The sequence below is a fragment of the Plantibacter sp. CFBP 8775 genome (assembly GCF_014839505.1).
Taxonomy (GTDB): domain Bacteria; phylum Actinomycetota; class Actinomycetes; order Actinomycetales; family Microbacteriaceae; genus Plantibacter; species Plantibacter auratus.
Window position 1 is genome coordinate 565,204 of the sequence record NZ_JACYNV010000001.1, and the last position, 12,425, is coordinate 577,628.

Here is a 12,425-nt window from a genome sequence, read left to right on the forward strand (position 1 = left end):
TCACCGACGGAGACTCGATGCATGCAGATCACCGGAAACACCGTCTTCATCCCCGGCGCGACGAGCGGCATCGGCCTCGCTCTCGCACGACGCCTCCACGCAGCCGGCAACACCGTCATCATCGGCGGGCGACGCACCGAACTCCTCGAGTCGATCGCCGCCGACGAGCCCGGCCTCCACACCGTGCGGATCGACACAGCCGATCCTGCGAGCATCGAAGCCGCGGCGAAGCAGGTCATCGCGGAGCACCCGGAGATGAACGTGCTCATCACGATGGCCGGCGTCATGCGCGGCGAGGACTGGACCGGTTCCGACTTCGTCGCGACCGCCGAGGAGATCATCACGACGAACGTCCTCGGGCCCATCCGGCTCATCGGCGCGTTCATCGAGCAGCTCCGCAGCCGACCGGACGCCACGATCATGACCGTCTCCTCGGGCCTCGCTTTCACCCCGCTGCGGGTGACGCCGACCTACAACGCGAGCAAGGCGGCCATCCACATGCTGAGCGAGTCGATCCGCCTCCAGCTGGCGGACACGGGCGTCCGTATCGTCGAGCTCGTCCCGCCGGCCGTCCGCACCTCGCTCATGCCCGGCCAGGAGGAGAGCGACTTCGCGATGCCACTCGACGCGTTCGCCGACGAGGTCATGGGCCTCATCGAGTCGCAGCCCGACGCCACGGAGATCCAGGTCGAGAACGTCAAGTTCCTGCGCTACGCCGAGGTCCGCGGCGAGTACGACCAGACCGTCGCGATGCTCAACCGCCTCGACCCGCACTAGGCGCGTTCGTTCGCCCGAATCTGCACGAATCAGGCTGAGATCGTGCAGAATCGGGCGACTCAGCGCGTCCGGAGCCCGCCAGATGGCGGTGCGATGCCGGGAAGACGGGCACGTTCGGCGGGTGAGTCGGGCCGTCGCGAGCAGCAGACTGGGGATACCGTCATCCGCTGTGGACATTGGAGTTCATCATGACCGCGACCGCGAACCACCCGCCCTTCGATCCCGAGCTCGCCGCGGTCCTCGCCGCCGTCGGCGATCTGATGCCCTCGACCCTCACCGCCGACATGATCCCGATGCTGCGCCAGGCGTCGCCGGTCTCGCTCCCCGTGGACGAGATGCTCGCCGAAGCCGGGGTCGAGCGCCGCGATCTGAGCATCGCCGGGTACGAGGGTGCCGAGATCTCCGTCTCCGTGCTCGCGCGAGCCGGCAAGATCGGCACCGGCCCCGGAGTGTTCCACACCCACGGCGGCGGGATGATCATGGGCGACCGCTTCGTGGGGCTCGCCCAGTTCCTGCCGTGGATCGTCGAACTCGACGCCACGGTCGTCACCGTCGAGTACCGACTCGCACCGGAGTTCCCCGACCCGTACCCGGTGGAGGACTGCTACGCCGCACTCGTCTGGACGGCGGAGCACGCGCAGGAACTCGGCATCGATCCGGCTCGGTTCATCATCGCGGGAGCGAGCGCCGGTGGAGGGCTCGCCGCTGGTGTCGCGCTCCTGGCCCGCGATCGGAGCGGTCCGGAGCTCGCCGGCCAGGTCCTCATCTACCCGATGCTCGACGATCGCGACGCCACCGTCTCGACCACGCAGATCGACGGGGTCGGCGTCTGGGACCGGGGCAGCAACATCACCGGCTGGACCGCACTGCTCGGCGACCGTGTCGGAGGCGACGACGTCTCCATCTATGCCGCCCCGGCACGCGCAACCGATCTGACCGGCCTGCCACCCGCTTTCATCGACTGCGGCAGTGCAGAGGTCTTCCGTGACGAGGACGTCGCCTACGCGACGTCGCTCTGGCAGGCCGGCGTCCAAGCCGAGCTCCACGTGTGGCCGGGTGGGTTCCACGGATTCGACATGCTCGCGCCGCACGCCGAACTCGCCCGGGCCATGACCGCCGCCCGGAACGCCTGGGTCGCTCGCCTGCTCGCGCCCTGAGGTCATCGCCTGTGACGGCCCGGTTCCCTATGCTGGGTCGTCACAGGCACATCGGAGTGACGCCATGCAGGAACTCGTCGGCCGCCTCACCGCCTTGGATCCCGAGGCGAGTGAAGGTCTGAAGGTCATCGCCTACTTCGACGCGCTCGTCGCGGGCGGGGTGAACACCGAAGCGCTCACCCGCGGAGCAGCCGTTCTGGCCGGGGTGCCAGCAGGAGCGCGTACCCCGGAGGCTGCCGTCCGCGTCGATCCTGCCGGCCACCGGCTGCCCGTCGAATCCGCGGACTGGCCGACGCGCACGGTCGCCGGTGACGGGTCCGTCTGGTTGGAACGCGTCGGAGTCGCCCACGCCAACGACGCGATCGTGCTCGAACGGTTCGCGCTCGCCGTGGCCCTACTGCGGTCGCGGCGTCACCCGCAGGCGGACTCGTCGGTGCAGATCCTGCTCGATGCCGACCGTTCCGAGTCGGAACGATCGCAGGCCGCCGAACGACTGTCCCTCTCCGGCTCCGCCCTGCGGGTGATCGCGACGTCACCGTCGGTGCACCCGCAGGGCGGTCCGTCGGCCCTCACGGTCGGCACCGGTGGCGTGCTGCGGGCGACGATCATCAGCGGTCCCGACTCGGTGCCGGGACCGTCTACTGTCGACGGCGTCGCCGGGATCGGACGCCCGGGCGTCGCGACCCAGCTGGTGCGATCGTGGGCGGACGCGCAGTTGGCCATCAGCATGACGGACGCCTCCCACCGGGTCGTCGACATCGCGGACCTCGGTATCCTCGCTGACGCGGTCCGGGAGTTGGCCGCCACCGCCGCTGGGGTGCCGGACGTCTCGGCGCTCGCCGCACTCGACGATCGTGCCGTGCGGGTGCTCGACGCGCTGGTGCGAGGCGACAGTGTGCGGTCAGCAGCGCAGGAGCTCGGCATGCACCACTCGACGTTGCAGGGCAAGCACGAGCACTTCACCCGGATCCTGGGATACGACCCTCGTGAGCCGGTCGGCCGGGCGCGCTACGAACTCGCCTCGCTGCTGCTCAGATCCATGGGGCGTTGAGTCGCCCCGTTCTGCACGGAATACGGCGATATCCGTGCAGAATCGGGCGACTCAGCGAGCCGCTGCCTCCAGATCCAAGACGACGTCGTCGAGGCCGGCACCGCTCACCGTCACCGTGATGGCACCGGGCCCGCTCGGCCGGACGATCGCCAGCGCCCGTCCGTCGAAGGTGGTGCGCGTGGTCGCGTCGAAGCGCTCGGTCGTCTTCGGGGTGCCGGTTCCGAAGCCCGCGAGCCGACCCTCGCCCGCGACGCTAACCGAGACCTCGCGGTCGGCGCCGGTGACCAGGACGCCGGCCGCGTCCCGCAGCTCGATCGCGATGAAGGCGAGATCGGTGTCGTCGGCGCGGAGCGTCGTCCGGTCGGCGGTCGCCACGAGCCTGGTCGGGCCGGTGGCGGAGACGAGCGCGGTGCGTCCGACCTCCGCGCCCGAGCGGAACGCGACCGCCTCGAGCGTGCCCGGCCGGTAGACGGTCTCGAACTCGGCGAGCTTCGGCCGGCGTCCACCCACCGGCCCACGCGCCACCTCCACACCGTCGAGCAGTAGAGCCACCTCGTCGGCATCGGCGGCGACCTCGACCGTCACCGGCGCGCCCTCGAAACCGGGCCATGTCCACGAGTCGACCGAGTCGCTCCATGCCCACGGCGACTGCATCGTGATCGTCTGCCCGTGCCGTTCCGGTCGGAGCACCGCGATGGCCGGCTCGGACCGCAGACCGAAGACGATCTCCCGGTAGTACGACACCGGCCGCCGCCAGCCGGTGATGTCGAAGTCGCCGCACCACGCGGTGAGGTAGGGGAACTCGCGCTCGAGTGCGCCGTTCGCCTCCGGGTCCTCAGCGTAGGAGGTCGCACCGATGCCGACCTCGCCGAGGTAGTCCCAGCCGGTCCAGGTGAAGTCGCCGATCACGTTCGGGTTCGCCTCGACGAGCGGCCAGAGGTCGCCGATCTGCGTCGGGAAGGTCTCCGAGCCGACGATCACGCGGTGCGGGAACCGCTCGGCATCGCTCGCGTAGCGGCCGTCCGCGTAATTGAGACCGAGGACGTCGAGGGCTGCACTGGACTCCTCGGTGCGCGTCGTGACGGCGTCGGAGGATCCGATGAGGGTCATCATGTTCGCGCCCGCTTCGCCCATCAGCTCGTTCAACCCCTGGTCCGACGCCATGATGTCGTCCAGATCGTCGAGCACGGCCAGGGTCGCGTTCACGCCGTTCGTCACGAGTCGTGTCGGATCCAACGCGCGCACGTGCTCGGCGAGTTCCCGCGCCTGGATCGCACCGTGCGGGGTGCCGACCTCGACGACCTCGTTGCCGATCGAGTACATGATCACGCTCGGATGGTTCATGTCCTTCGCCACCATCGACTCCAGATCGGCCCGCCACCACTGCGCGAAGTCGAGGGAGTAGTCGTGGTCCGTCTTGCCCCGGCCCCACATGTCGAAGGCCTCGTCCATGACGAGCATGCCGATGCGGTCGCAGGCGTCGAGCATGGCGGGCGACGCCGGATTGTGGGCCGCGCGGATCGCGTTGAAGCCGGCGTCCTTGAGGAGCTGGATACGCCGTTCCTCGGCGCGCGCGATCGACGCTGCACCGAGCGGACCGTTGTCGCCGTGGACACAGGCGCCGCGCAGGAGCACCGGCTCGCCGTTGATGCGGAGACCCTTCCGAGGGTCGACGGTGACCGTGCGGATGCCGTGGACCGTGTGGACGACGGCCGCCTCGTCGGGTCGGTCGTCGACCTCGAGCGAGGTCCTCGCCGAGTACAGTGCCGGCGAGTCGACGCTCCACAGGGCTGCGTCCGGCACGTACAGGCGCTGGCGGATGAGCGCGCTACCGCCTGGCGCGACGGTGACCGGCGTGCGCTCGCCCTCGACCACCCTCCCGTCTGGGCCGGCGAGTTCCGTCGCGAGGACGCGCGCGCTCCTGGTGAGACCCCGGTTGACGATGGTCGTCGCCACTTCGAGCACCGCCTGGTCATCCTCGATCCGGATCGTCGTGATGCGGACACCGTCGGGTTCGACGTGCGTGGGTTCGTCGACGTGCAGGAGGACCGGGCGGTGCAGCCCGGCTCCGGCGTACCAGCGGGAGTCCTGCCCTGCGCGGGTCTCGATGCGCAGCGTGTTCGTCTCGCCAAAATGGAGGAACGGGGTGAGCTCGACGAAGAAGCGCGCGAAGCCGTCGGCACGATTGCCGGCGAACTCGTCGTTGAGGTACACCATCGCGTGACGGAACGCGCCCTGGATCTCGAGCCGGACGATGCGACCGGACCACTCGGCGGGGACCTCGAAGGTCTTCACCTGGCTGAACGCGCCGGCGGGGAAGTAGGCGGCTCCACCCTTCGCGACTGCGTCCGGCGAGCGCTCGGTATCGCGCAGCGCGTCGTGCGGGAGGGTCACGGCCAGCGAGTCGTCGGCACCGCCCTGGACGGCGGCGAACGGGCCTCGGGGTGCGCGGACGATCCAGTCGCCGGTGAACGGGATGGTGGTCATGACGTGCTCCAGTGCAGATCGGGATGACGAAAGTCTTTCGGCGTCGTGCGCCCTGACCCCGAAGGTAGGCTGAGCGGCCAGGCGTCGTCAATGCCTCGATTCGAAACTGTTTCGCTATGCTGGGCGCGACCGACGGCTGCCCGCTGCGGGACGAGGGAGGGGCTCCATGGCACGCACACCCATGACGGGTCCGACGCTGGCGTCGATCGCAGAGCGCGCCGGTGTCTCGATCGCGACCGTCTCGAAGGTGATCAACGGTCGTTCGGGCATGTCCGAGGCGACCCGTGCCCGGGTCGAGACGGCCGTCCGCGAGCTCGGGTACCGCCCGACACCCCGGTCGATCCCCGGTGCTCCACGAAGCATCCACGTCGTGTTCGACACCTTGCACAGCGTCTACTCCCTCCGTGTCCTCGACGGCATGGTCGCCGCGGCACAGCGGTCGGACGTCGATCTCGTGACGCGGGTGCTGTCGCCCGGTTCCGGCTTCGGTTCCACGGATGCGACCGGAGACGAGGTGGCGCTCGACCGCAGCTTCGTCGACGGCGTCGCGGCGCGAGGTGCGATCGGCATGATCGTCGTCACGACCCCCATCGCCGCCGACGTCGTCGATGCCTGCCTCGACGCGGGCATCGCGCTCGTCGCGGTCGACTCGCCGGATCCGCTCGACCGCTCGGTCGCGAGTATCGGCTCGAGCCACGCCGCCGGCGGGCAGCAGGCGGTCGAGCACCTCGTCGGCCTCGGGCATCGGCGGATCGCCTTCGTGGGCGGACATCCGGCGAATCCCGGCCTTCATGCGCGGGCGATCGGCTATCGAGAGGCGCTCTTGTCGGCCGGTGTCAGGCTCGACCCAGAGCTCGTCTCAGAGGAGGGGATGGGCACCTCGGCGCGGGCGGTCGAGCGCATGCTCGCACTCGACGACCCGCCGACCGCCGTGTTCGCGACCAACGACGCCGACGCCTTCGCCGTCATCCGCACGGTCGTCCAGGCCGGTCTCCGCGTGCCGGAGGACGTGAGCGTGGTCGGCTACGACGACACGTACTCGGCGATGCTGACCGTTCCGCTCCTGACGACCGTCCACACCTCGATGCACGACATCGGCCGGGCGGCGGTCGACACCGTCCTCCGCTTGCATGCCGGCGAGCGGCCGTTCTCCCATCACCTCGAGCTCGCGACGACGCTCATCGCGCGGGAGTCGACGGGGCCGGTCCCGCCCTCGACGCCCTGAGTTGCCCGAATCTGTGCGTTTCAGCCCGAATTTCGAGCAGTTTCGGGCGACTCAGCGGGACGAGCGCGGCAGGCGGAGGTCGTGGAGCGTGAAGCGGCCGACGGGGAGCGCGGCACGGATCCGGGACTCGTCGAAGCGGCGTGAGGGACGGAGGTCCGCGGGGAGTTCCGGTGCCGCTGGGGCCGCCTCGCTCACTCCTTCCGCCAGCATCTGCGCCTGCGCCTTCGCCACCAACGGCGTCTTCATGAGGCGTTCCGTCGCGCGCGCGAGCAGGCGGATCGTCCACACGGGGACCGGGACGTACAGCGGGCGGCGTCCGGCCACGTGCGCGATCCGGCGCACGGCCGCACCCAGCTCGAGCTCCTCGGCGCCCATGACCGCGACGGTCGGCTCCGACACCCGGCCCTCGAGTGCTGCGACGAGGACGTTGACGGCGTCCGCGACCGGCACCGGACGCACGCGGCGCTCGCGGTAGCCGACGGTCGCGAACACCGGGAAGGTGCGGACGGCCTTGGTGACGTGATCGACCATGTGGTCGCCTGCGCCGTAGATCATGCCGAACTTGAGGACGGTGTGCGCGATGCCCGAGCCCCGCACGATCTCCTCGGCCGCCCACTTCGTCTCGTGGTACCCGGAGCCGCAGTCGGGGCGCGCGCGGAGGAAGCTCACCAGCACGATGCGACCGACGCCGGCGCGGCGGGCCGCGTCCACGACCGCCCGGGTGCCGTCGACGTGCACGCGCTGGAAGGTCTGCTCGCCGAGCTCGCGGTTGATCCCGGCGCAGTGCGCGACCGCGTCGCAGTCGGCGAACGCGGCGGTCAACGCCTCGACGTCGTCGATCTCCACGCCGGTGCGTCGGGAGACGACGACGATCTCGTGCCCGTCGTGCTGCAGTCGCTCAGTCAGGTGTCGTCCGACGAACCCGGTCCCACCGGTGATGGCCACTCGCATGCTGTCTCCTTCGCTTGTTAGCAATATAGCGAAACTGTATATCGCAATTGTGCTAGATTGCAAACATGGCAGATACAGCGTCGGACATCTTCGCCGCGCTCGCTCACCCGACGCGGCGGCAGATCCTGCAGGACCTCAAGGACGGCGAGCTCGCCGCGGGGGAGATCGCCGCACGCTTCGACGCCACCGGTCCGACCATCTCCCGGCACCTGAGCGTCCTGCGCCAGGCGGGCCTCGTCTCCGAGCGCCGCGATGCGAACCGCATCCTCTACTCACTCGTCGGTGAGCGCCTCGCGCTGTCGGTGGGCGACTTCCTGTCCACCGTGTGCCCGGAGCAGATGGTCCTGCGTGAGGTCCGCAAGCGCCGGACCGCGTAGCTCGGTCTCGATCCGGCGCTGAGTCGCCCGAAGATGTCCGATTCCGCCGCGATCTCGAGCCGTTTCGCGCGACTCAGCGCAGCCCGCGCGTGACGCTGCGGACGATCGTCTGCGTGGCGGCCTCTCCGGCGCGGGTCGGCAGTAGTGCCCAGACGTGGAACTGTCCGGTGCCCTCGTGGTAGTCGACGGTGACGCCGGCCGCTTCGGCTCGGTCGACGAGCAGCTCTGCGTCGGGGTTGAGGACGTCGCGGGTCCCGCTCAAGAGCGTGAGTGGTCCGAGCCCGGCGAAGTCGCCGAAGAGGGGGCTCACGGTCGGATCGGTGATGTCCAGATCGCCGCGCCAGTGCTCCGCGAACACGCGCCCACCGGGCGTCGCCAGCCAGGGGTCGCTCGGCTGCACGAGGGGGATCCGCGGGTTGCTCCAGGTGAGGTCGAGCGCCGGTGACAGCAGGGTGGTCATCGGCAGGACGACGCCCTCGTCCCGGAGTCGGAGCGCAGCCGACAGGGCGATCTGACCGCCGGCCGAGTCGCCCGCGAGGACGGTCGGCCCGTGCCGCTCGATGCTGCGCCGCACCAGCTCGACGACGCCGTTCTGCGCCAGCGCCGCGGTGCCGTAGGGCACGAGCGGGTAGATCGGGAGTGTGACCACGGCGCCGGTCTCCGCGGCGATGGTGGCCGCCAGCGTCCAGTGCTGCGGTGCGATCTCGCCGACCCAGCCGCCGCCGTGCGCGTACACGACCCCGCCGATCGCCGGTCGTCGCGTGGGGGACACGGTGTACACCGGCCACTCTCCGAAACGTTCGACGTCGACCCGGACGTCGCTGCGGAGGGTGCTGGGTGGACCGTAGGACGCCGGCCGGAGGGTGCGTTCCCGGATCCGGCGGCGCGCGCCGGCCTCACTCACGAAGGCGCGGTTCGCGCGGATGAGTCGGAGCGCTGGGCCGACGACGACGCCTGGGATGGTGAGCACGGTGCCTCCGCGGTTGACGGGTTCCTGGGTCTCGCCACGGTAGCAGCGCAGGCTGGGCAGGAGTCCCCGTCATGCTGGAGGTGAAGCGCTCCGACGGGTCTTCGTCGTGGGACACTGGCAGACGGCGTCGACGTGCCGATCGCGCCGCAGCAGCCCGTCCCGAAGGAACCGCATGCCCGAGCTGAACCCCGTCGTCATCGAGCGAGTCGCCTGGGACGACGAGCGGGCCGTGCGGCTCCGCGCCGCGATGGACGAGGAGATGGACGCACGGTACGCGTCGGCCTGGGAGGACTGGGACCCCGAGGCCGCCGAGCGGGCGCTGACCGCGTTCACCGTCGATCCTGCCGACATCAGTGCGACCTTCCTGGCCCTCATCGACGGCGAGCCGGTCGGCCACGCCGCCCTGCGCCGACTGCACGGTGAATGGGAGCTCAAGCGCGTCGTCACCCTCCCGGCTCACCGCGGCCGGGGTGTCTCGAAGCGCCTGATCACCGCCGTCGAGGACACCGCCCGTGCCGAGGGGGCGTCCCGCCTCATCCTGCAGACCGGCGACCGCCAGCCCGAGGCCGTGCGGCTCTACGAGTGGCTCGGCTACGAGCCCATCCCGATCTACTCGCCGTACGAGGTCATCCCGATGTCGCTCTGCTACGCCCGCCCGCTCCGCTGACGCTCGGCAGCGCGGCTGCCTCCGCTAGTGAGTAGCTTTCGCGGGCTGGTTCCGTGACCGCAGGCGCGAGATCCCGGTCACGATCGCGACGACGATCAGACCGAGGACGAGTCCGAACACGGCGGACATCGCGGTGTCGGCGATCCAGACGACGACCGGTCCGGCGGCCTCGATCGCGTGGGTGACGACGTGCAGGAGGTCGTACGGTCCGTGCCAGAACGTCTCGGCCAGGTTCGCGATCACGAGGTGGCCGCCGACCCAGAGCATCGCGACCGTGCCGACGATGCTGATGACGCGGAAGACCGCGGGCATCGACGCGACGATCCGTGCGCCGGTGCGGCGGACGCCGCGTGACGGGTTCTTCATGAGCCGGAGTCCGATGTCGTCGATCTTCACGAGCAGGGCGACCGCGCCGTAGACGACCGCGGTCATGACGAGGCCGATGACCAGGAGGGCGCCCAGTGTCATCCAGATGCCGAGCCCCGAGTCGAGGCTGGCGAGGGAGATGAGCATGATCTCCGTGCTGAGGATGAGGTCGGTGCGGACCGCCCCGGAGACGAGCTTCTTCTCGTCGCGGACGTCCTCCTCCGCCTCCGCGTGGTGCATGCCGAACCACTCCATGACCTTCTCCGCACCCTCGAAGCAGAGGTAGGTGCCTCCGATGATGAGGAGGAACGGCAGCACCCAGGGCGCGAACGCCGTGAGCAGCAGGGCGATCGGGATGATGATGACGAACTTGTTGATGAGGCTGCCGCGGGCGATCCGCCACACGACCGGTAGTTCCCGCGCGGGGGTGAGCCCCTGCACGTACTGCGGGGTGACGGCCGCATCGTCGATGACGACGCCGGCGGTCTTCGCACTCGCCTTGAGGGCTGCGCTGAGGATGTCATCGACAACGGCGAGCAGGCCGACCGACATGTGCTTCTCCTTGGCTCGGGGGTCACACCGCTGCGGGCTCGGCGGGGACGGAGTCCACAGTACTGTCGCGATCGCCGAAGGGTGTACTGCTGGACACTCCCTCGCCGACGTGCACGGCCGTAGCGTCGTCCGTATGCAGATCCAACCGAAACCCGCGACGATCAAGAACCCCGCCGAGCAGTTCACCGGCGACGTCTACCTCGACCTGCTGGCCGCGCCGCAGCAGGACGGCCAGCACATGGTGGTCGCAAAGGTGCGGTTCCTCCCCGGCGCCCGCACCGCATGGCACTCGCATGCCAACGGGCAGACCCTCCACGTCACCGAGGGAGCCGCCCTCATGGGCACGCGCGACGGTGCCGTTCTCGTCGTCCAGCCGGGTCAGACGGTCTACACCCCACCCGGCGAGGAGCACTGGCACGGAGCCACGCCCGACGACTACATGGAGCACCTCGCGATGTTCGAACGGGCGGACGACCCGGCCGCGAGCACGACCTGGCTCGAGCACGTCGCCGAAGCCGACTACCACCGCCCCTGACCGATTGCCCGACCTCGACCCCGCTTCTCCGCTGTGGAGAAGCCGGCGTCCTCCCCAGGGGTAGGGAGGCCTCCCTTCCATGCGGATGCCACCCCGGTACTGTTGGCACTCACGACAGATTGGGGATTTCGAATGGTCGAGACCACACCGCGCCGCTCACGGTCGGCCGTGCTCGCGCTGACCTTGACGATCGGAACGCTCGTCGCAGCGGCGATCATCGGCGGATACTTCATCATCGTCGGCGATCAGGCCGACATCGCCGGGCGGGTCTGGCTCACGCTGCTGCTGCTCGCGGCCTTCGTCGGTGCCGTGTCGCTCGACGCCGCAGCCGGCCACGGACCCAACAAGTGGTACCTCGCGGTGTCGACGTTGGTGAACATCTTCCTCGTCACCGTCGGCCTCCTGAAGCTGTGGAACGGGTGGCTCCAGCCGCCGAACACCTCCGACGGGTTCGTCTGGTCCACGCAGATCATGCTGTTCCTCGGCATCCTCATCATCGTGCGTCTGGCGCTCATCATCATCCAGGTGTACTTCCTCCACTTCGTCACCCGCGCCACGTCCAGCGTGGTCAGGGCCACCGGCATCGTGACGATCGCGCTCATCATCGCCACGGTCCTCGTGCTCGTGCTGCCCATGGCGTTCCCCGAGGGCACCTGGGCTGACTGGTGGTGGCGCATCGCCGCGGCCACGACGCTCGCTGCGGCGATCTCCGCCGTGATCCCCGTGATCGTGCGGGCGTTCTCGCCGAAGCCGGAGGGCGAGCGGGTGAGCTACGGGCAGCAGCCGTACCGTCCGGAGGTCTACCAGCAGGCCGCGCCTGGCTACCCCGTGCAGGGTTACCCGGGTCAGCAGGGATACCAGGGCCAGCAGGGCTACCCAGGACAGCAGCCGCAGCAGCCGTTGCAGGGGCAGCCGTACCCCCAGCAGCCGTACCCGCAGCAGCCGTACCAGGGGCAGCAGCAGCCGTATGGCGGCCAGCCGAACCCTGGCCAGCCGAACCCCGGCCAGTATGGGCAGGGGCACCCCGGGCAGGGCTACCAGGGGCAGCCGGCTCCGCAGCAGCCCGCCCCGCAGCAGCCGGGCCAGCAGTGGCCCACGCCGTCCTGGCAGGGCTCCGCACCCGGGCAGCCTGCTCCGGCCCAGCCCGCGCCGCAGCAGTGGGGGCCTCCGCAGCCGCAGGTCCCGTCGTCGCCGGTTCCGCCCGCGCCCACGCAGCACGAGCAGCGTCCGCAGGAACCGAAGCAGCCGACGGAGCCGCAGCAGCCGCAGAGCCCGCCGCCCGCCGAGTAGGCGAATCGACCAGGAGCCGG

12 protein-coding genes are annotated in these 12,425 nt (G+C 70.1%); 8 read left to right on the plus strand and 4 right to left on the minus strand.

Annotation, left to right across the window (positions count from 1 at the left end; genetic code table 11):
* The first annotated feature begins 21 nt into the window (after positions 1 to 21).
* From IFR14_RS02640 to IFR14_RS02650, 3 genes are all read left to right on the plus strand, one after another.
* Positions 22 to 777 carry an SDR family oxidoreductase gene (locus IFR14_RS02640; protein WP_124768175.1) on the plus strand — a complete coding sequence of 252 codons (756 nt, stop codon included), beginning with the start codon at positions 22 to 24 and terminating at the stop codon, positions 775 to 777.
* 188 nt (positions 778 to 965) lie between these two features.
* Positions 966 to 1,934: an alpha/beta hydrolase gene (locus IFR14_RS02645; RefSeq protein ID WP_124768177.1), complete on the plus strand. Its 969-nt coding sequence runs from the start codon at positions 966 to 968 to the stop codon at positions 1,932 to 1,934.
* A gap of 64 nt (positions 1,935 to 1,998) precedes the next feature.
* The gene (locus tag IFR14_RS02650) at positions 1,999 to 2,985 is read left to right on the plus strand and encodes a hypothetical protein (protein WP_191940126.1); all 987 of its coding nucleotides are present in this window, start codon (positions 1,999 to 2,001) and stop codon (positions 2,983 to 2,985) included.
* Between the two features lie 51 nt (positions 2,986 to 3,036).
* Here the strand turns inward: IFR14_RS02650 and IFR14_RS02655 are convergent, their stop codons facing one another.
* Entirely contained in the window at positions 3,037 to 5,472 is a 2,436-nt protein-coding gene (locus tag IFR14_RS02655) for a glycoside hydrolase family 2 TIM barrel-domain containing protein (RefSeq protein ID WP_191940127.1), read from the minus strand.
* A gap of 166 nt (positions 5,473 to 5,638) precedes the next feature.
* On the opposite strand from IFR14_RS02655, the gene IFR14_RS02660 reads away from it, so the two are divergent.
* Entirely contained in the window at positions 5,639 to 6,697 is a 1,059-nt protein-coding gene (locus IFR14_RS02660; RefSeq protein WP_198425022.1) for a LacI family DNA-binding transcriptional regulator, read from the plus strand.
* 51 nt (positions 6,698 to 6,748) lie between these two features.
* Here IFR14_RS02660 and IFR14_RS02665 read toward each other — a convergent pair whose 3' ends face one another.
* Entirely contained in the window at positions 6,749 to 7,648 is a 900-nt protein-coding gene (locus IFR14_RS02665) for an NAD-dependent epimerase/dehydratase family protein (protein WP_191940128.1), read from the minus strand.
* Positions 7,649 to 7,713: 65 nt separating this feature from the next.
* On the opposite strand from IFR14_RS02665, the gene IFR14_RS02670 reads away from it, so the two are divergent.
* Positions 7,714 to 8,025: a metalloregulator ArsR/SmtB family transcription factor gene (locus IFR14_RS02670; RefSeq protein ID WP_064295846.1), complete on the plus strand. Its 312-nt coding sequence runs from the start codon at positions 7,714 to 7,716 to the stop codon at positions 8,023 to 8,025.
* Positions 8,026 to 8,098: 73 nt separating this feature from the next.
* Here IFR14_RS02670 and IFR14_RS21100 read toward each other — a convergent pair whose 3' ends face one another.
* Complete coding sequence (locus IFR14_RS21100) at positions 8,099 to 8,995, minus strand: alpha/beta hydrolase fold domain-containing protein (protein ID WP_191940129.1); 897 nt, start codon at positions 8,993 to 8,995, stop codon at positions 8,099 to 8,101.
* 172 nt (positions 8,996 to 9,167) lie between these two features.
* On the opposite strand from IFR14_RS21100, the gene IFR14_RS02680 reads away from it, so the two are divergent.
* Complete coding sequence (locus tag IFR14_RS02680; protein ID WP_079704598.1) at positions 9,168 to 9,662, plus strand: GNAT family N-acetyltransferase; 495 nt, start codon at positions 9,168 to 9,170, stop codon at positions 9,660 to 9,662.
* Between the two features lie 24 nt (positions 9,663 to 9,686).
* On the opposite strand, the gene IFR14_RS02685 is transcribed toward IFR14_RS02680, so the two are convergent.
* Positions 9,687 to 10,580, minus strand: a complete 894-nt coding sequence (locus IFR14_RS02685) for a DUF808 domain-containing protein (protein ID WP_079704599.1) — start codon at positions 10,578 to 10,580, stop codon at positions 9,687 to 9,689.
* A gap of 133 nt (positions 10,581 to 10,713) precedes the next feature.
* Here IFR14_RS02685 and IFR14_RS02690 point away from each other — a divergent pair, with 133 nt between their 5' ends.
* Positions 10,714 to 11,115: a (R)-mandelonitrile lyase gene (locus IFR14_RS02690; protein ID WP_191940130.1), complete on the plus strand. Its 402-nt coding sequence runs from the start codon at positions 10,714 to 10,716 to the stop codon at positions 11,113 to 11,115.
* A 132-nt stretch (positions 11,116 to 11,247) separates the two neighbouring features.
* Positions 11,248 to 12,405, plus strand: coding sequence for a hypothetical protein (locus IFR14_RS02695; RefSeq protein WP_191940131.1), 1,158 nt, complete (start codon positions 11,248 to 11,250; stop codon positions 12,403 to 12,405).
* Positions 12,406 to 12,425 lie beyond the last annotated feature (20 nt).